This window comes from Endozoicomonas acroporae (assembly GCF_002864045.1).
Lineage (GTDB): Bacteria > Pseudomonadota > Gammaproteobacteria > Pseudomonadales > Endozoicomonadaceae > Endozoicomonas > Endozoicomonas acroporae.
In genome coordinates, this window is record NZ_PJPV01000017.1 from 84,928 (window position 1) to 105,097 (window position 20,170).

14 protein-coding genes are annotated in these 20,170 nt (G+C 51.0%); 7 read left to right on the forward strand and 7 right to left on the reverse strand.

Annotated elements, in window-relative coordinates:
* Nucleotides 1-58: 58 nt before the first annotated feature.
* Nucleotides 59-2,425 (forward strand): hypothetical protein, encoded by a 2,367-nt coding sequence (locus CX664_RS02975; RefSeq protein WP_145999785.1) that lies wholly within the window; start codon nucleotides 59-61, stop codon nucleotides 2,423-2,425.
* A gap of 72 nt (nucleotides 2,426-2,497) precedes the next feature.
* Here the strand turns inward: CX664_RS02975 and hemC are convergent, their stop codons facing one another.
* The 3 genes from hemC to CX664_RS02990 form a co-directional block, all read right to left on the reverse strand.
* On the reverse strand, nucleotides 2,498-3,409 hold the full coding sequence (gene hemC, locus CX664_RS02980; RefSeq protein WP_101745292.1) for a hydroxymethylbilane synthase: 912 nt from the start codon (nucleotides 3,407-3,409) through the stop codon (nucleotides 2,498-2,500).
* 152 nt (nucleotides 3,410-3,561) lie between these two features.
* The gene (locus CX664_RS02985) at nucleotides 3,562-4,299 is read right to left on the reverse strand and encodes a LytR/AlgR family response regulator transcription factor (protein ID WP_101745293.1); all 738 of its coding nucleotides are present in this window, start codon (nucleotides 4,297-4,299) and stop codon (nucleotides 3,562-3,564) included.
* Between the two features lie 43 nt (nucleotides 4,300-4,342).
* On the reverse strand, nucleotides 4,343-5,419 hold the full coding sequence (locus CX664_RS02990; protein WP_101745294.1) for a sensor histidine kinase: 1,077 nt from the start codon (nucleotides 5,417-5,419) through the stop codon (nucleotides 4,343-4,345).
* 258 nt (nucleotides 5,420-5,677) lie between these two features.
* Here CX664_RS02990 and argH point away from each other — a divergent pair, with 258 nt between their 5' ends.
* From argH to CX664_RS03005, 3 genes are all read left to right on the forward strand, one after another.
* Complete coding sequence (argH, locus tag CX664_RS02995) at nucleotides 5,678-7,099, forward strand: argininosuccinate lyase (protein ID WP_101745295.1); 1,422 nt, start codon at nucleotides 5,678-5,680, stop codon at nucleotides 7,097-7,099.
* A gap of 211 nt (nucleotides 7,100-7,310) precedes the next feature.
* Nucleotides 7,311-8,942: an acyl-CoA ligase (AMP-forming), exosortase A system-associated gene (locus tag CX664_RS03000; RefSeq protein WP_101745296.1), complete on the forward strand. Its 1,632-nt coding sequence runs from the start codon at nucleotides 7,311-7,313 to the stop codon at nucleotides 8,940-8,942.
* Nucleotides 8,939-10,189 (forward strand): pyridoxal-dependent decarboxylase, exosortase A system-associated, encoded by a 1,251-nt coding sequence (locus tag CX664_RS03005; RefSeq protein WP_244910617.1) that lies wholly within the window; start codon nucleotides 8,939-8,941, stop codon nucleotides 10,187-10,189. Before CX664_RS03000 ends, CX664_RS03005 begins: the two co-directional genes overlap by 4 nt.
* Nucleotides 10,190-10,229: 40 nt before the next feature.
* Here the strand turns inward: CX664_RS03005 and CX664_RS03010 are convergent, their stop codons facing one another.
* From CX664_RS03010 to waaF, 3 genes are all read right to left on the reverse strand, one after another.
* Nucleotides 10,230-10,478: an acyl carrier protein gene (locus tag CX664_RS03010; RefSeq protein ID WP_101745297.1), complete on the reverse strand. Its 249-nt coding sequence runs from the start codon at nucleotides 10,476-10,478 to the stop codon at nucleotides 10,230-10,232.
* Nucleotides 10,479-10,585: 107 nt separating this feature from the next.
* On the reverse strand, nucleotides 10,586-11,596 hold the full coding sequence (gene waaC, locus CX664_RS03015; RefSeq protein ID WP_101745298.1) for a lipopolysaccharide heptosyltransferase I: 1,011 nt from the start codon (nucleotides 11,594-11,596) through the stop codon (nucleotides 10,586-10,588).
* Nucleotides 11,593-12,678, reverse strand: a complete 1,086-nt coding sequence (gene waaF / locus CX664_RS03020; RefSeq protein ID WP_101745299.1) for a lipopolysaccharide heptosyltransferase II — start codon at nucleotides 12,676-12,678, stop codon at nucleotides 11,593-11,595. Before waaF ends, waaC begins: the two co-directional genes overlap by 4 nt.
* A gap of 352 nt (nucleotides 12,679-13,030) precedes the next feature.
* Here waaF and CX664_RS03025 point away from each other — a divergent pair, with 352 nt between their 5' ends.
* Both CX664_RS03025 and CX664_RS25520 read left to right on the forward strand, forming a co-directional pair.
* The gene (locus CX664_RS03025; protein WP_145999786.1) at nucleotides 13,031-14,170 is read left to right on the forward strand and encodes a hypothetical protein; all 1,140 of its coding nucleotides are present in this window, start codon (nucleotides 13,031-13,033) and stop codon (nucleotides 14,168-14,170) included.
* A gap of 98 nt (nucleotides 14,171-14,268) precedes the next feature.
* Complete coding sequence (locus CX664_RS25520; protein ID WP_145999787.1) at nucleotides 14,269-15,090, forward strand: hypothetical protein; 822 nt, start codon at nucleotides 14,269-14,271, stop codon at nucleotides 15,088-15,090.
* A 675-nt stretch (nucleotides 15,091-15,765) separates the two neighbouring features.
* Here the strand turns inward: CX664_RS25520 and CX664_RS03040 are convergent.
* A complete protein-coding gene (locus CX664_RS03040; RefSeq protein WP_101745303.1) occupies nucleotides 15,766-18,537 on the reverse strand; it encodes an RAP domain-containing protein in 2,772 nt (923 codons plus the stop codon).
* 309 nt (nucleotides 18,538-18,846) lie between these two features.
* Here CX664_RS03040 and CX664_RS03045 point away from each other — a divergent pair.
* Nucleotides 18,847-20,170: hypothetical protein (locus tag CX664_RS03045; RefSeq protein ID WP_145999788.1), on the forward strand; the 1,324-nt coding region annotated here is incomplete at its 3' end.

The following is a 20,170-nucleotide window of genomic DNA, read 5'->3' on the forward strand; positions in this document are numbered from 1 at the left end:
GTCAGAGTTGGTGCTACTCAGACGTCAAGTGCAATCAACCAGACAGAGAATATTATTCATGGAAACAAATGTGCAAGTAACGAATGCAACCACTCGAGTCGAATCGAATTTTACACCAACATCCAACACTGAAATAGTTTTATTAAACGGGCATAGACTGAGACACACGGATACAGTTAAAAGTCGAATGTCTGATAATTGTCCAATCTGTCAAGAAGCACTATTCTCGGAAGAAAAAGGCATTATAGAAAGACCTTGCCATCATTTTGAACACCAGGAATGTATTATCAGGAAAATGACCGCCGACAATCAAGCTACAGCTATAACAATATGTGCTACCTGCAGAAGTCAAAAGCCGCACGATAAAGAAAATATCTTTTATAACAACGGTGCTGATTGGTTGAAGAAATCTGAGCAAAAATGCGAGAGAAAAGATTGCTTATATGTCCACAAAGGAAATGACAAAGCAGTGGTGCCTGATTGTCCATATCCATATTCAATGTTTCCGGACCATGGAAGTGCGAATGGCTTCCTTCATCAATACGGCAAATTAGTAGACGAACTTATTGTAACGCAACTGGGCTACTCCGGTATTAAAGCCTCTGGATTACGTGTGGAAAATATAACTGAGGAACAAAAGAATGAAATGGAAAGAAAGTATGGCAAAGAAAATGATTTGAAGAACCTGGTTGAGCAATTTGATGAAAACCACTGGAGAGCAGAAGAGCGTATAACCACCCTGGAACGAACATTCAATCAGGATTTTGAGCATACCCCGGCTAACACAAAGTCTGTCAGACGTAAAATAAGCTCAGAAAATATGATGGAAAGTGAAAATACTATTAGAGATAGAATCCAGGACGCCAAACAAGCCTTATCAAATAGGGCCGTCAGTAAATCCCTTATTGATTTGCGCGCTGCGCTTGAGAATGACAGAGAGCAGTCCGGGGGGTGGGGGTCACCTGAAGTCACATCAATGATTTCACTGTCAAATCCAAATCCTCATGAGCTGATTCCCGGTTTGGCAGAGTCAACGGATATGGATTTCTCCATGGTCAGAAACTTTTTTATAGATGGGGTGAATCATCCATTCGAAGTTCGATTGGATTCAAAGATCCTGAATGAATCCAAATCAGTGAATGAGGCTGTTTCAAATATTATTAACTGTGTTCGTTGTGAACTTGTGATGAGTAAACTCATGAAGAACTATCCGGCCTATTTTGATGATAAAACCAAAGTGTATTTAAAAACGCCATTTGATTACTGGGGTGATAAAATTGAGATTGTTTGCAGGTATAGTAAAGAACAGGCTTATGCCATCAAGTTGAGTGAAGTATTTGATTTTGAAAAAAAGGTATTTAACTTCACAGTATTTCTGGATGCCGTGGATAAATTCAAGAGTTATGGTATTAATCGCCATGATCTCAGGAATGGTCCAAAGCTTCCGGCAAGCCACAGGCAAATGGGTCGGTGCGGTATGGAACGTTCAAACCGTCAGAGTGGACTTTTTGGTCGCGATTCTGGAGGTTTGGCATCTGCAGAAAGCCCGTCAGTATCCAGGAGCTTCTTTGATACACCCAGTGGGTTTGGGAATTTTGGATCTGCGACACGATCAGTACCCCCGTCAAGACCAATGGGCTTATTTGGTACACTCAGTGGGTTGACGTTTGGTCCACCCGGCGGGTCGAAAAATGTTGGTTTTGGATCAGATCCCTCGTCAGGATCCACGAGCTTGTTTGCTCCACCCGGCGGGTCGAAAAATGTTGGTTTTGGATCAGATCCCTCGTCAGGATCCACGAGCTTGTTTGCTCCACCCGGCGGGTCGAAAAATGTTGGTTTTGGATCAGAGCCCTCGTCAGGATCCACGAGCTTGTTTGCTCCACCCGGCGGGTCGAAAAAGGTTGGGTTTGGATCAGAGCCCTCGTCAGGATCCACGAGCTTGTTTGGTCCACCCGGCGGGTCAAAAAATATTGGGTTTGGATCAGAGCCCTCGTCAGGATCCACGAGCTTGTTTGGTACACCCGGTGGGTCGAAAAATGTTGGATCTGCGGCACAACAATCAGAGCCCCCGTCAGGATTCACGGGCTTATTTGGCGCATCCGGCAGGTCAGAAAATGTTGGATCTGCGTCAAATTCAGTTCCCCCGTCAGGATCCACGGGCTTATTTGGTGCACTCGGCAGGTCGGAAAATGTTGGATCTGCGTCACAATCAATGCCCCCGTCAGGATCCACGGGTTTATTTGGTGCACTCAGTGGGGTGGGAAATTTTGGATGGATGGAGGCACCACAAGTGCCATCCAGTACCGGATTTGTACAAATACCCGCTGGTGGTGAGCCCGGATTTACTGGCTCGGATCCCACAACAGCATTGACATTTCTTTCTTCTCAGGAAGAAGAATTTATTGATTTTAACGATATTCTTTAGGTTTTAATCAAGAGCAGTTTACACCACACCAGATCAACACCAACGCCGTCGGAAGGCGGCTTTACGCAGTGTTCAATCCACAAGGATTTTATCCGCCCCCTGTTTCAGCAGCGATTCAGCCACCTGAATACCCGCAGATTCATACTCTTCAGCGGTACAGGTCACTTCACTGCGATAAATGGTCTGGCCATCAGGGCTGCCGACCAGGCCTCTGAGAAATAGCCGGTCTCCGTCCAGTTCTGCAAATCCGCCAATCGGGACCTGACAACCACCATTCAGTCGTCTGTTCATGGCCCGTTCAGCACCCACCCGGATGGCCGTGTGCTCGTCGTGCAAAGGGGCAATCAGTTGTCTGGTTTGCTCATCGTCCAGGCGCAACTCAATACCGACGGCACCCTGTCCAGCCGCTGGCAGGCTCACCGTGGTATCCAGGTAACTGCGAATGCGGTCAGCCATCGCCAGTCGAATCAATCCTGCGGCTGCCAGGATGATAGCGTCATATTGACCGTCATCCAGTTTGGCCAGACGGGTATTCACATTACCCCGCAGAAACTGAATGGTCAGATCAGGACGGGCAGCCAGTATCTGACACTGGCGGCGCAGGCTTGATGTGCCAACAACGGCACCCGGTGGGAGTGCATCCAGAGAAGCATAGTGATTGGAGACAAAGGCATCCCGAGGGTCTTCCCGCGGGCAGATAACCCCAAGGCCAAGCCCTTCGGGAAACTCCATGGGGACATCCTTCATGGAATGCACCGCAATATCGGCACGACCTTCCAACAGCGCATTTTCCAGCTCTTTGACAAACAGTCCCTTGCCACCAATTTTCGCCAGTGGCGCGTCCAGAATGCGGTCGCCCTGGCTGGTCATTTTGACCAGTTCGACCCGGATATCCGGATGATGGTGTTCCAGCTGCTGTTTGACATATTCCGCCTGCCACAGGGCAAGGGCGCTTTTACGGGTGGCGATACGAACGGTTTTCACAGGATTGATGGCTTCTATTGTTCAAATTAAGTACCAGCTATAGACAAACACACTGCTGGCAAAACATTTGTGAGGGATAATACGACAGACCGGCTTTAAGAGACAGTGTCAGGCTCTGTTGGCTAAGCAGAGCCCGGAAGGGAGGTTAGACTTTACAGGGATTGCATGATCTTTTTGATCAACGGCACATGACGTCGGCTGATGGACAGTGGCTGTGGCACTTCCCTGAGATGGATAAAACAGTGCCCCTTATCATCCCTGGACAGACTTTCAATGGCATCACGGCGCACCAGCGCATTTCGGTGAATTCTGACAAAGTGCTGGCTGTGGTCTTCTTCCAGAGTCTTGAGCGAATCATCAATCAGCACTTCTCCCTGTCGATGATGGACCGTCACATATTTATTATCCGCCATAAAGTAGAGCACATCATTCAGGGGAACCAACTCGATACCGCGCAGGGTTTTGGCGGCGATATGGCCCTGCTCCTGATGCTCTGGCAGATGGTCGTTCAGCCAGGCCAGTTGCAGACGATTCACTTTGCTGGCGCGTTGTAATGCCTGATGCAAATGGTCCTGACGAATCGGTTTCAGCAGGTAACCCACGGCCTGGGCATCAAACGCTTCCAGGGCATGATTGTCATAGGCGGTGCAGAAAACCACGGCCGGTGGCTTGTCCATGGCGCTGATATACCTGGCAGCCTCCAGACCGCCCATTACGGGCATACGAATGTCCATCAACACGATATCGGGGTGGTACTGGCTGCACAGATCAATGGCATCCCGTCCATTGCTGGCCTCATGTTCAAGCACCATAAAGTCATCAATCCGGCCAATCAGGTGTCTCAGCCGTTCCCGGGCCAGTGGCTCATCATCAACAATCAGGACATTCATTGTTCAGTGATCGGTTCCCGTCAGTAATTTATCAATGTTCTTATCAAATTTGTAAATCAACAGCGTTGTCCCATTGGCAGGGATAGTGCACCTGCGCCGTGTACCATTTGACCCCGGAATGCTCCCGGATATCCTTGGTCAGGCTGGCTTTGCTGCCATAGAGCATCGCCAGGCGGGAACGGATATTGTTCAGGGCAATCTGATTGCCCTTGGAAATGGTCTCAGTATATGGCATCGGATTTTCTACAGAAATCTGAACCATTTGCTGATCAATGTTGATGCTGATGGTAATGCAGCCACCGGCCTCCAGCGGCTGAATGCCATGGTAAACGGCGTTCTCCACCAAAGGCTGCAAGGTAAAGGGAGGAATAGACAGCCTGTGCGGAAGTTCACCAACCAGCCACTTGACCTCAAGGCGCTCACCCAGCCTTTGCTGCTCGATTCTCAGGTAACTTTCGCTGATCTGTATCTCTTTCTGGATGGGGACGACCGCACTCTTGTTCTGACCGGGATTTTGCAGGCTGGCCCTGAACAGGTCTGACAGGTCTTCCACCGCCTGCTCTGCTTTTTCAGGGTTGACCTGAATCAGGCTGGCAATGATGTTCATGGAATTAAACAGGAAATGCGGGCGCATCGTCGCCTGCAATGAGTCGAGGCGGGCATTGTGGATAACCTGTTGCTGCAAATTGACTTCATACTGAATGTAAAAATAGCGCAGCAGCATGGCCGAGATAATCATTGCCGCCAGCAGATTGCGGTTGACCTGTTGCCAGTCTGGTGCAAAGTGAACAGGCGACAGTAAGGCCTGAGAGAGCAACGTAAGCAGCAGCGTAATGATCTGTACGCCCAACAGAGAAATCATGACCGACTGCCAGGTGGGAAGCCCCTTCAGAAAAGGCCTGGCCAGATAGAGAAAGGCGCTGCTGGAGAGCACAATCCACTGAACAAACAGTGACAGCATGGCCAGTCGTGTCCAGCTGAAGTCGACCTCGCCAGGCAGGGCAAGCACCTGAACCAGGACAAACAACTCAGAAATCAGCACCAGCATAAACACCGACTGACCTGACCCAAGGTCGGGGAGAAAAAAGTCATCTTTGTTGTGCCGGGTCTGGATCATCATGGGGCGGCTCTTGTTCTCAACGCTGTTTGAGAACCCGTTTTTATCAGGGGCTGTTTATCTCAGGCGGCCTCTCAGGTAAGAGGCAGTGCATTATTGTTATCGGAAGCCTGTCTATTCTCTTGCCCGGAAGAAGGCTGTGGGCGATGCAATCAAGCCATGACACCGATATAATGCCTCCGCTCACAACGCGCCAATGCCGGATCGGTATTGATTGTACGTTCGTCTTTAAAAAATGAGAACCGGGTGGGGAAGAGATCAATGTCGGCAAGCCATTCAGCAGATCAGGGTGAAAAGCGCAGTAACCACAGTTCTAATCAACAATGGGGTGGGCGTTTCAGCGAAGGCGTCGATGCCTTTGTTGCCCGTTTTACCGCTTCTATTGATTTTGACCGACGCCTTTATCGCCACGACATTCAGGGGTCAATGGCCCATGCCCGGATGCTGCACCGGGCGGGTATTCTGAGCGAAGATGAACTTAATGCCATTATCTCTGGCCTTGAAGGTATTCTTGAGGATATTGAGCAGGACCGTATCGACTGGTCCATTGAGCTTGAAGACATCCACATGAATATCGAGGCTCGCCTGACGGATCGCATTGGCGCTGCCGGCAAAAAACTGCACACCGGGCGCTCCAGAAATGACCAGGTCGCTACCGACATTCGTTTATGGCTGCGTGATGAGATTGACGCCATATCAGCAGAACTCAAGCGCCTGCAGCACGGCCTGTTGGTGGTTGCCGAGCGTGAAGCTGATACCATCATGCCAGGCTTTACCCATCTGCAAACAGCACAGCCTGTGACCTTCGGTCATCACCTTATGGCCTGGTATGAGATGCTGGTGCGTGACGATGAGCGCCTGCAGGACTGCCGCAAGCGTGTTAATATCAGCCCCCTGGGCGCTGCTGCACTAGCAGGCACCACCTACCCTGTTGATCGGGAATATACGGCTTCTGCCCTTGGTTTTGATCGTCCTTCCCGCAACTCTCTGGACTCCGTCAGTGACCGGGACTTTGCCATTGAGTTCTGTGCCGCCGGGGCCCTGATCATGACGCACTTGTCACGCATGTCTGAAGAGCTGGTGCTGTGGACTTCAGCGCAGTTTAACTTTATTGACCTGCCAGATCGCTTCTGTACCGGCTCTTCCATTATGCCGCAGAAGAAAAACCCCGATGTACCGGAACTGGTCAGAGGTAAAACCGGCCGGGTCAATGGCCATCTGGTGTCATTGCTGACCTTGATGAAATCCCAACCGCTGGCATACAACAAGGACAATCAGGAAGATAAGGAACCACTGTTTGATACGGTGGATACCCTCAGGGATTGCCTGCGGGCGTTTGCTGATATGGTGCCGCATATTCAGGCCCGCAAAGAGAACATGCTGGAAGCCGCTCGCCGGGGTTTCAGTACCGCTACCGATCTGGCAGATTACCTGGTGCGCCGTGGCATGCCCTTCAGGAATGCCCATGAAGTGGTGGGTAAGGCCGTGGCCTTTGGTATTCAGGAAGGCCGGGACCTGTCTGAGATGACGCTGGCGGAGCTTCAGGTTTTCTCTGATACGATCGAGCAGGATGTATTTGATGTCCTGACGCTGGAAGGCTCGGTAAGCGCCCGTAATCATCTCGGTGGTACAGCGCCAGAGCAGGTCCGGCAGGCTGTTTTAAATGCCCGTAAAATGTTGTAAAAGGTCTTGAAAAGAAGGAACCACAAAGGCACAAAGACACAAAGTTTTTTCTGGACTTGCCTGGTCTTGGCAAAGAAAAGGTTTCCTGCGTGCCTTTCTGGTTCAAAATTCATTTATCCTTTGCAGCAACTTCGGACCGTGGGAACGAGAACTTCCTTTGTGTCTTCGTGCCTTTGTGGTTAAACCTTGTTATCAGACTCTGTTGTTTATCATGAGCTTGTTGTTACACCAGATTGTTCTGCGCCAGGCAGAACGTTCGCCTTCCTCGAAAGCCCTGGGCTGCAAAGACCAGTGGTTTGATTACCAGACCGTTTCCCGACAGATTCGTTCGCTGGCCGCCGGATTGCAAAAGCTGGGTCTGATGCAACATGAACGGGTGGCAATCTACCTGCCTAAAACACCAGAAGCGATCTTCAGCTACTTTGGTGCAACGGCCGCCGGTGGCGTTATGGTGCCCGTCAATCCGGTGCTGAAAGCGCCCCAAGTCTTTCATATTCTCAAAGACTGCAACGTTCGTGTGCTGATTACTAACAAAGCCCGCTATCAGCAGCTGGAAGCTGAAATTCACCAGTGCCATGACCTTATGCAAGTGATTCTGGTTGATGGTGACCTTGCTGATGAGGACCCGGTCAATAATCCCTTGTCTGATAGCGCTTTCGTTCATCGACAATCCGCCAACCCAATGAACTGGGCAAATTTCCTCAAGCCCTGTGCCTGGTGGGAACCAGTGTCGTCCATTGATGCGGATATGGCGGCGATTCTTTATACCTCCGGCAGCACAGGAAAGCCCAAAGGCGTTGTGCTGTCACACCGTAATATGGTCACGGGGGCCAGCAGTGTTGCCCAGTATCTGGGCAATACACCGGAAGACCGGCTGCTCTGTGTTTTGCCCTTCAGTTTTGATTACGGTTTCAGCCAGCTGACAACGGCATTTCTGGTGGGTGCCAGTTGTTATCTACTGGAATACCTTCTTCCAGGGGATGTCATTAAAACGGTGGAGAAACAGCAGATCACCGGGCTAGGCCTGGTTCCGCCACTCTGGGTTCAGATAGCCGATCTGCCCTGGCCACAAGGGGCTGGTGACAGTCTGCGCTACTTTACCAATACCGGTGGTGCCATGCCGACGGCCACCCTGGCTGTACTGCGACAGCGTTTTCGCTATGCCAAACCTTACTTGATGTATGGTTTGACCGAGGCATTTCGCTCCTGCTTTCTTCCTCCCGAACAGATTGATTTACGACCCGGGTCTATGGGTAAAGCCATTCCCAATGCGGATGTGATGGTGATCAATGAGCTGGGTGAGATCTGTGGACCCCATGAACCCGGCGAGCTGGTGCACCGTGGTGCCCTGGTCAGCATGGGATACTGGAATGATCCGGAGCGAACGGCTGAACGCTTCCGGCCTGCACCCTGTGCCATAGCGGGAATTCCAGGTAAAGAGCTGGCCGTCTGGTCCGGTGATATTGTTCGTAAAGACGACGATGGATATATTTATTTTGTCGGTCGTCGCGACGATATGATCAAAACATCCGGTTATCGGGTCAGCCCAACGGAAGTGGAAGAGGTGGTTTATTCATCCGGGCTGGTGGCAGAAGTGGCTGCTATTGGTGTCCCGCACTTCCGTTTGGGGCAGGCCATCGTTCTGGTCGTAGTGAGCAGCAGTGAAATCGATGAACCCTCATTGGTCCGCCACTGCCAGCAATGCCTGCCCGCTTATATGGTCCCCATCCGTGTTATCCAGCAAACGACACTGGCCAGAAATCCCAATGGTAAAATTGATCGCAAGCCACTACTGGAAGCCTACCGGAGGCTGTTTCAGGACGTGGAGGCTCCTGTTTCGTGAATAATCTTGGGCAAGAGAAAATGACTAAAGGACATCACCGACTGGCCAGTCTTCCGTCCAGGGATAACCAATTACTGATTGCCGGGTATACCGCTGCTGATCTGGTGACGATTGCCGGCTCTTCACCCTGCTACATCTACGACCGGCAGGCCCTGACCCAGAGAGTCGCCCAATTTCGTCAGCAGATGCCCGCAGAGCTGAAGCTTCACTACGCCATAAAAGCCAACCCGATGCCCGCCGTCGTGGGCCATATGGCACAGTGTGTGGATGGGCTGGATGTTGCTTCCCACCGGGAAATGCTGGTTGCCCTGGGTACCGGTATGGCGGCGGCCAATATCAGTTTTGCCGGGCCGGCCAAGGGAGAACATGAACTGAGAGCCGCCGTTGCGGCGGGTATTACCATCAATATCGAGTCCCCCCTGGAGTTGCAACGGTTGTACCACTGTCATCAGCAGCTGGGTATTCGCCCCCGTATCGCATTTCGGGTGAATCCGGACTTTGAATTAAAGACCTCCGGGATGAAAATGGCGGGAGGCCCAAAACAGTTTGGTATAGATGCTGAACAAATGCCGTCTATTTTGGCGGAGCTTGATTTGGATAAACTGGACTTTCAGGGGTTTCATATTTTCTCTGGCTCGCAGAATCTCAAAGCGGAGTCTCTGATTGAGTGCCATCAGCAAACCTTTGAACTGGCCGCAAGGTTGGCTGACCAGGTTGCTGCCCCGGTAAGGCATATCAATATCGGCGGGGGGCTGGGCATTCCCTATTTCCCCGGAGAACAGACGCTGGCAATGGAAGGTATTGGCGAAAATCTGCAGTACCTTCTGGATCATCGTCCAGAGTCGCTCAAGTCATCAGAGGTGGTGATGGAGCTTGGGCGCTGGCTGGTGGGTGAGGCGGGTTATTATATTTGTCAGGTGACGGATAAAAAAGAATCCCGTGGACAGACCTTCCTGATGACCAATGGCGGACTGCACCATCACCTGTCCAACTCCGGCAACTTTGGTCAGGTCATCCGGAAAAATTACCCGGTAGTTCTGGCCCATTGCCTTGACAGTGGCGAACAGGAAGTGGTCGAGATTGTCGGACCGCTCTGTACGCCTCTGGATGTTGTCGGGGCAAAACTGGCATTGCCAAAAGCGGAGGTGGGAGACTTTATCGTGGTTCTGCAATCTGGCGCTTATGGCGCAACCGCCAGCCCTCAGAAGTTTCTCGGGCATCCCGAAGTGGTGGAGTTGTTATTGTGAGCAGAGCCAGGCCGGAATTAATCTGGCCTGGAAATAACCATCAGGCAATTGCCCCAACTGCATCCACATAGGAAAGAACAGAGCCAACGGTTTCGAACAGTTCCGCGTCCAGATCATCGTCATTGACGGCAATGCCAAAGGTTTCTTCCATTGCCGTAATCAACCCAACTACGGCCATGGAGTCGAACTCCGGAAGGGCTCCCAGCAGTTCAGTCTGTTCATTGAACTCACTGGTATCCAGCTTGAGAAGATCTGCCAAAATGGCGTTCATTTGTTCCAGCTTGGTCATTTATCATCCCGAGGGGTAAAAATCGGCCACTTTAGGCATTTTCCGTCTATGGCGCAACTGTGGTCGTCAGCATGGAATAAACGGAAACTTCTATGTTGTGATAAGGATTAACGTTCGATCTGTGACTCAAGTGCCCGCCAGACAACATCCGGTGTCATCGGTGCAAAAATTCCAGGATTGGTGGCAGGGAACTCGCCGGTTGGACAGTGTTCAAGGGTCAGGTGCTTCTGTCCCGTGCCATAAGCACCGACTTTTACCGGGCTGGTGGGTCCATAGAGCGAGACCGCCGGTGTTTCCAGTGCTGCTGTTAAATGTCCCAGGCCGGTGTCAACGGCAACGGCTGCCCGGGCTTCACAAATCACGCCAGCAACGTCAGCCAGTGACAGCTTCGGCAGCACTGTGGCCCGGCTGCTGGCATTGGCAATGCGCTCCGCTCTGGCCTTTTCATGGTCATTACCCCAGGGCAATACGACCTGAAGACTGGCCTGATTCACTTTCTGCGCCAACTCACACCAGTAGTTTTCAGGCCAGTGTTTGGTTGGCCAGGTGGTTCCGTGAACAAACACCACATAAGGTTTGTCCTTAATCAGCCCTTTGGGGAATTTGTCTTTATTCAGCAGAAACTGACCGGGTGTTTTTGGTAATACATAGGCCAGCGATTTGGCAAAGAGCTGGCGAACACGCTCAACGGCATGCTGTTCCAATGGGACCGATTGTGGGAACTGGTAAAAACGGCTGGCAATCGGCTCACGGGCAGACTGTTTATCCAGCCCAAAGCGAGGACCTTTGGCTTTTCTGGCAATGAAAGCGCTTTTTAACAGCCCCTGGGCGTCAATCACGGCATCGTAGTTACTGGTGCCCAGGGCTTTTTTGAACTGCTGCCACTCCCCGGATTTCCAGGTTTGCAGCAACGACTTGCGCCAGCGGCGCACAGCGACAGGAATCACCCGGTCAACCGCGGGATGCCAGGCTGGAATCTCGGCAAAACTCTCTTCCACCACCCAGTCAAAACGCAGGCCGGGTATGGCTGATACCGCATCGGTCAGTGCCGGAAGAGTGTGGATGATATCCCCCATAGAGGAAGTTTTTACCACCAGAACATGCCTTGGTTGAGTCAACGGGCGTTACCTCCTTCTTCGACCAGCGTTATTTCAGGATGCTGTTCATGGTGACCGTCCTGGTCGGTCGTCAGATGCGCGATGGCAGCCAGAACCCTGTCTGGAGACAGCTGCTTCATGCAGTTCATATGCCCGAGCGGGCACTCCCTTTTGAAACAGGGGCTGCAATCCAGCTTCATAGACAGTGTTTCACTGTTTTTGTTCATTGGCGGCGTATGATCGGGCGACGTTGACCCGTAAACCGCCACCAGGGGCCGATTCAGGGCTGCCGCTATATGCATCAGGCCAGAGTCATTACTGACCACAGCGCTGGCAAAGGAGAGCAGGTCGATGGCATCGGCCAGCGATGTTTCACCGGCCATGTTATGGCAGTGCTGCTGCAATGCATCAGGCAGGCCGTTCTTTATTTCAGCGGTGACCGCTTGATCTTTGGCTGAGCCAAACAGCCAAACCTGCCATCCCTGTTCAGCAAGGGAGCGTGCCACTTCGGCGTAGTAACCGGTTGGCCACTGCTTGGAGGGGCCAAACTCAGCACCCGGGCACAGTGCCAGAATGGGCCTGTCGGTGTGCAGGTGGTAGCGGCCAGGGACTTTGCTGGCGGTATTATTGTTTACCTGAAGTGCAGGAATCGGCAGAGGCTCCGGTAGTGAAGCACCCTCTGGATAGGCCAGGGCGACAAACCGCTGCACCATCAGTGGGTATTGACTTTTATCCAGCTTGCGAATGTCGTTCAGTAGCCCGTAGCGCATTTCGCCGCGCCAGCCAATACGGTGCCTGATGTTGGCCCAGAGGGGCACTAGCGCCGATTTGAACGAGTTGGGTAAGGCGATGGCGTGTGTGTAGCCTTCCGCCCTCAGGCTTTTGCCCAGCTGGTAGCGGGCTTTAAGCCCCAGTTTGCCATGACCCAGGGGCATATCAATACCCCTGCGAACTTCAGGCATACGCTCAATGATCGGCAGGCTCCAGGCGGGAGCGAGTACATCGATGATGGCATCAGGGTGTTGTTGTTTCAGGGCAATGAACAGCGTTTGTGCCATTACCATGTCCCCTACCCATGAGGGACCGACGATCAGATATTTCATCCCGTCTGGACTTCCTTATAGTGAATGGGAGGGAATTATAAGCGCTGTTTACGCAGGTAAAAAGTGACCGGTTAATGAGTAAGACTCTCCGGGGCTGGAGAGCCTGGATGGGCTGAACTGGTCAACAGCTTGAAAGGGGGGGCTGTACAGCTGTTGCAGCGAGCCGATGAGAGCAAGAAACCACGCCTTACTGAAAGTACTTGCGCAGAGCACCATCAGTGAAGTCAGTTTTTTGCATTAAGAAAAAAACATAACCCGGGAACTTTTACATCACTGGATGGATCAATGATACCAAGTATTTTTTTGTACACATTTCCAATGTACTTTTATGCAACATCATCGAGGCCTGTTTATGATTCAGCAACCTATTCAGCAGTCCATTCAGCAACCAATTTATGACAGCGCTTCCCAATGTTCAGGGAATGGCGTCGAACATTCCTGGCTCGGCCATGGCGTTGCTGTTGCTAAAGCATTTGCGAAATCATTGATCCCGATGGAAGATCCTCACTTCAGTATTAATCCCGATAAAGCACTGGAAGGTATTGGGCGACTGGCCACGGCAACTATCGTGCCGTTGAGTCCCATCCTTTTCATAGCGAAAGATATTGTCGATGCGTGGTTCGCCAGCTGTGTGCCCGGGCCAGATGTCAAACCGGAATTACCACAGACATCAAAAGCAACCGGGGAAGAGGCGCAGGAAAAAGAACCCGGCTCGAAAGACGCACCCCTTCAACAGTCATCCGCAGCCCGCTATCAAGGGAGTCAGGGAACCAGAGGACTGCTTGCACTTGGTACGCTGGCCAGCTCTTTTGAGTATGCCAATTCGAATGACAGTGCCGGTGATTCATTTCCCATAAACAATATAGATGATCTGCGCAGGATTGGTAATGGCCTTTCACTGGCTGGTACATACCATCAGACGACGGATATAGTTGTCCCTCAAGGCTTTCAAGCCATTGGTCGTGGCAAAGGTCCATTCACCGGTAAGTACGATGGGGGGTGCAATACCATCAAAGGCTTGGATGACTGTCTTGTTGACCGTCTGGAAGGCAGCATCAGTAACCTTGGCTTTACCGATGGCACGATAAATAAAGATGAGCGTGGGGATGGGCGAGCTGGGATAGCAGCCTGTATTGTCGAGAAGAATGGCAATGTCAATGATATATGGGCCAAAAAAATTCATATTACGACCTCGGGGTTAAGTCGTGACGCCGGCATCGGGGCGGGGCAGGTTAGAGGAAGTGTTGCCAATATCACGGCGGTGGATTGCTCGGTCACAAGCGAAAAAGACAATTCAAACGTTGGCATCGGGGGTGGGTTAGTGGACAAAGGAGGAACCGTTTACAATACCACGGCAGTGAAATGCAACGTCGCAAGCGGAGGACGTATGTCAAACGCCGGCATCGGGGGGGGAAGGTTGATGGAAAGGTTGAATACACCACGGCGGTGGGCTGCGAGGTCAAAACCGGATATTCAAAATACGATGATATAAAAACCGGACATACAGCTCACGCCGGCATCGGGGGAGGGCTAGTTGGTAAAGAAGGGAATGTTTCCTATACCACGGCGGTGGACAGCGAGGTCATAGTCATGGGTAGTCATTCACATGCCGGCATCGGGAGGGGGCGAGGGGGAAGGGTTTTCTATACCACGGCGGTGAACAGTAAGGTCCATGGCAAACCACAGAATTATTATCCCTCTGACTCTAATTATCATCTTCGTTGCCAAAATGCAGACCCACGAGTGTTAACAGCCAATTGCTCTATCAGAACTGAATTTCAGGATTCGGGTTTTTCGTATAATGATGCTTGCCCGAAACATGGCACTATAGCGTCAACAGAAGCTGCAGCATCAACTGCCCCTACAACGCCAACAACTGAGCCGACGTTAGCAGACACCAGAGTCTCAACAATCGCTACAGTATCAACAACTGCTTCGGCGTTAAAAGACACTACAGCATCAACTGCCCCTACAACGCCAACAACTGAGCCGACGTTAGCAGACACCAGAGTCTCAACAGACGCTAAAGTATCAACAACCGCTTCGGCGTCAACAGAGGAGGCGGCGTTAGCAGCCGACACAGTGTCAACAGGCGCAACAGCATCAACAGCCGCTACGGCGGCGAGTATTACCACAGGTTCCCTTCTGGCGTTAGGCGGATTAGGGATTGTCGGCTATTCAACCTATCAATGGATTACCGGTTACCGGAATGGGTTGCGTGGTAAGGAGCTGGCGAAGAAACCCCTGACTCGTGGTAAAGAACTGGCTAGCGCTGCGGTCAACTCGGTATCACAGTGTATTCAGGGAACCAGGGAACGAATGAACAGGCAGAGAGTTCCTACACAGAAACCAGATCATGAAATGAGCCAGGTACTGACTGACAGAGTAACGGAGCTGGACAAACGTGTGTAACTTATTTATTCAGACACTCCCCTGTATTGGAGCCTTTAAAAAAGGCGACCGTCACTGAACAGTCGCCTTTTCATAGCACCAGAATGTCAGAACGATCAGGTTGCTGCTGATTCTTCCTGTTTTCCCTCTACAGAGTTCGAAGCATAAGGGGGATGCCACAGGGATCGGTGATATCGCCGCTATTATCAAATATTTATTAGTCGAAGCAGTGGAAACTTCAACATTGTCAGACGAACCAGCAAAGAGGGAATGCGAGCGACATTGAGCAAGATCAAAGACTATCTCAACACTGTGTTGCCTAAAGTAAAAGTTCTTCATCCATGGCCGGAGCACCGGTTTGACGTTAAATACTCGAGGTAGGAGTCGTATGCGCTAGCAGTGCAAGTACGGATCTGCGCAGGGGGTGGCGGGTGACCGCCATTCCTACTGTGACCGACGAATTTTATAGATCAAATTCGCAGTTCTCTAGGAGCCTGTCCGAGAATAGCGCCCGTAGCGAGGATGGCAGAAAATTGAGGATGAAAATTCCGTTTTGTGAGGTGAATAGCGGGGCTATTTGCCGAACAAAACGGAATTTTTAGACCAATTTGCTGCCACCGCACGACTGCATGGATGCAGGAGCTAGGGCAACGAAGGAGCAGTTGCCGGTAGGGCAGTCTATTCTCGGACAGGCTGCTAGGTGCTTCCTTTGGTTTTTTGTGTGCCGAAGCCCTGCAACTTTCTCCGATCATTATCCCCATTATGAGTTTTTACTGGCTTCTTTCTCTTCCTGTTTCTCTTTTTTGGTTTATCTGTTTGCTCTTCTACATGTTCTTCGGCGGTAAAGTAACAGTCATCTGAGAATTGCCCTCCTTCATCGGCAGTAACGTATGCCTCATCTGCTGATTCCTCGCCACTTTTAAGTGACACAGAGCCATGGGCCTCTGGCGGGATGGCTAACCTTGTCTTTATTTGATCAATCACTATTTTCATTGAATTGTGGTTATCAAGCTTGTTCACCGGGATTTCAATGACCTCAAATCCTAATTTTTGCAGCAGGGCGATTTTCAATAAAGTCGAACCATTCCTGGTTTTGAAATCACCATTCACATAATGGAAAGGTCCCTGAACGTCGATAACTATGTTGTAATCTGGCAGTCTCAGGTCAACCGGAGGTAATGAGTTCAGACTTTTTTCTTCCTCAATGCTCAAAGACGGAAGGCTTGATCGAAGTTGATCGCGGAAGGTGGATTGTGTTTGTGAAATGTTTGTTCGGTAATGGGGGACCACCGGACACGCTCTCCCAAGCCAGCTCGCCGCCATGGCAAGGAGGTATTGATCCTCTGTATTGCCTGAGAACGTATTTTCCAGGCGAGAAAATAGTTCACCTATGTGCTTTTCAAGCGGGTTTTTATCATTGCTACCTGAGTCCAGATAAAATCTGGCACAGAATACCATTACTCCCCAGAGAGACATCCGTATACCTTGCTGAGAGAACTGAGGGTTTTCACTGATTCTGTCCACAAGAGAATCGAACGTAGATTGAACCAGGTTCAGCTCAATGGCCTCACCCAGTTTCGCCACGGCCCACAGCAGGTTGGCGATATGCTTAGGAATAAAGAGGTCTTTCTCTTCTTTTGATTCGGCTTTGGCTGTCACATGGTACAACAGCGCGGCCAGGGCTTCTTTGAGCTTCGCTGTCTTCTCCAGCTCCAGCCCGTTGTCCACCAGTGTCACCACGGCCCACAGCAGGTTGACGGTAGCTTGAGTGTTGAAGTGGTCTTTCTCTTCTTTTGATCCGGCTTTGGTTTTCACAAGGGGCAACAGCGCGGCCACGGCCTCTTTGAGCTTCGGTGTTTTATCCAGCGCCAGCCCGTTGTCCACCAGTTTCGCCACCGCCCACAGCAGGTTGGCGATATGCTGAGAATTCAAGTGGTCATTCTCTTTTTTTGCTTCGGCTTTGGTTTTCACATGGGGCAACAGCGCAGCCACGGCGTCTTTGAGCTTCGGTGTCTTCTCCAGAGCCAGCCCATTGTCCACCAGTTTCGCCACCGCCCACAGCAGGTTGGCGATATGCTGAGAAATAAAGTGGTCTTTCTCTTCTTTTGATTCGGCTTTGGTTTTCACATGGTACAACAGCACGGCCACGGCCTCTTTGAGCTTCGCTGTCTTCTCCAGCGCCAGCCCGTTGTCCACCAGTGTCGCCAAGGCCCACAGCAGGTTGGCAGTACCTTGAGTGTTGAAGTGGTCTTGCTCTTCTTTTGATTTGGCTTTGGTTGTTACATGGCACAACAACGCGGCCACGGCCGCTTTGAGCTTCGGTGTCTTCTCCAGCGCCAGCCCGTTGTCCACCAGTTTCGCCACGGCCCACAGCAGGTTAGCGGTACCTTGAGTGTTGAAGTGGTCTTTATCTTCTTTTGATTCGGCTTTGGTTTTCACATGGGGCAACAGCGCAGCCACGGCCTCTTTGAGCTTCGGTGTCTTCTCCAGCGCCAGCCCGTTGTCCACCAGTTTCGCCACAGCCCACAGCAGGTTGGCGATATGCTGAGGATTAAAGTGGTCCTTCTCTTCTTTTGATTCGGCTTTGGTTTTCACATGGCGCAAAAGTGCGGCCACGGCCTCTATAAGCTTCGGTGTCTTCTCCAGCTCCAGCCCGTTGTCCACCAGTTTCGTCACGGCCCACAGCAGGTTGGCGACTTCCTGTGGCTTGAAATGGTCTTTCTCTTCTTTTGCTTCGGCTTTGGTTTTTACATGGGGCAACAGCGCGGCCACGGCCGCTTTTAGCCTCGGTGTCTTCTCCAGCGCCAGCCCGTTGTCCACCAGTTTCGCTACGGCCCACAGCAGGTTGGCGATACCTTGTGCATCAATATCCCTGGCTTCAGGTTTTTGATTGCACTTAAGTATTACTGGGTCAAGTAAAGTTGACAGTAAAGCAGCTTGAGTTTCCTTAACCCACTCATCCGTGTATTTATAAGGGGTAAAAACACCCGCTGAAGTAAATGAATGAAGCGTTGTCGTCAGGCTTTGCCAAGTCCACCCGGGTGTCGCTTTAAAATCACGCAACAATGGTATCAGTTGGCGTTGTTCACTATGATGTAAAGGGCGTTTTGACGCTGATGTGTATTGTTTAATTGAACTGGCAAATTGACCATGTTTTTTACCATCATACCGATCACCATAACGAGCAGATATCCTTACCAGCCAATCCATTTTTTCTTGTGTGATAAGAGCATTAAAATCATAAACAGGTTTTACTGAATGTTTTGGTGGATAGTGAGCAGAACATGCGTCAGAAGTATGATTAAATTCATTACCCATTGGGATAGAGGGGAGTGGAGTATTTGCCTGCCTGACTGTGCCATGCCTGTACCGCCCACTCCTTGCAGTATCGGCATGATTATCCGGTTGTTTATAATTATTACCTGATGTCGTGTATTTCCAACTTATACCAGCAGTGTCTCTATCCATAATTATATTTCATTAATTCATAAAAAATATAAAAAGTAGACTACTTTTCGGTGCCCGGCAATGGACTGAGAATCAATGCCTTCAGGACAGCAGTGCAAAAGATTTGGTACAAAGCCTTAAAGCGGCGCAGCCAGAGAAGCAGACTGAACTGGAAGTACTTGCGCAGAGCATCATAGTGAAGTCAGTTTTTTGCATTAAGAAAAAAACATAACCCGGGAACTTTTACATCACTGGATGGATCAATGACGCCAGGTAATTTTTTGTACACATTTCCAATGTACTTTTATGCAACATCATCGAGGCCTGTTTATGATTCAGCAACCTATTCAGCAGTCCATTCAGCAACCAATTTATGACAGCGCTTCCCAATGTTCAGGGAATGGTGCCGAACATTCCTGGCTCGGCCATGGCGTTGCTGTTGCTAAAGCATTTGCGAAATCATTGATTCCGATGGAAGATCCTCACTTCAGTATTAATCCCGATAAAGCACTGGAAGGTATTGGGCGACTGGCCACGGCAACTATCGTGCCGTTGAGTCCCATCCTTTTCATGGCGAAAGATATTGCCGATGCGTGGTTCGCTAGCTGTGTGCCCGGGCCAGATGTCAAACCGGAATTACCGCAGACATCAAAAGCAACCGGGGAAGAGGCGCAGGAAAAAGAACCCGGCTCGAAAGACGCACCCCTTCAACAGCCATCCGCAGTCCGCTATCAAGGGAGTCAGGGAACCAGAGGGCTGCTTGCACTTGGCACGCTGGCCAGCTCTTTTCACTATGCCAATTCGGATGCCAATGCCGATTGTCCACAACCCATAAAGATGCCCATAAAGATTAATGATACGAAAACCCTGGACAAGATTGGTCGAGATCCCTGCTATCCACTGGACGGTACATACCAACAGACGGCGGATATTGTTGCCACTCAAGACTTTCAATCCATTGGCAGTGATACCGATCCATTCACCGGGCAGTACGATGGGCAGTGCCGTACCATCAGCGACCTGCCTGACTGTCTTGTTGACACTCTGAAAGGCCGCATCAGTGACCTTCACTTGACTGGTGCCAATATAATAAATTCCACGAAGGTGACTGGGTTAGCAGCCTGTGTTGTTGATATTAATGGCACAGTCAGTGGTGTCCGGGCCGAAAATGCTCGTATTTCCACCTTGGGTGACAACGTTTACGCCGGCATTGGAGGAGGGGAGGTTAAAGGAACGGTTGCCAACATCACGGCGGTGGACAGCACGGTCAAAACCTCGGGTGTACGTGCATTCGCCGGCATCGGGGGAGGGCATGTTTTCAATCGAGCAACGGTTGTCGGCACCACGGCGGTGAACAGCACGGTCGAAACCAAGGAAAAAAATGCACACGCAGGCATCGGGGGAGGGTATGTCGATCGAGCAAAGGTTGCCGACACCACGGCGGTAGACAGCACGGTCAAAACCTCGGGTGTACAAGCATACGCCGGCATCGGGGGAGGGCTTGTCGATCGAGCAAATGTTTCCGACACCACGGCGGTGGACAGCACGGTCGAAACCTCGGGTAAAGATGCATACGCCGGCATCGGGGGAGGGTTCGTTGATGGAGCAACGGTTACCGACACCACGGCGGTGAACAGCACGGTCAAAACCTCGG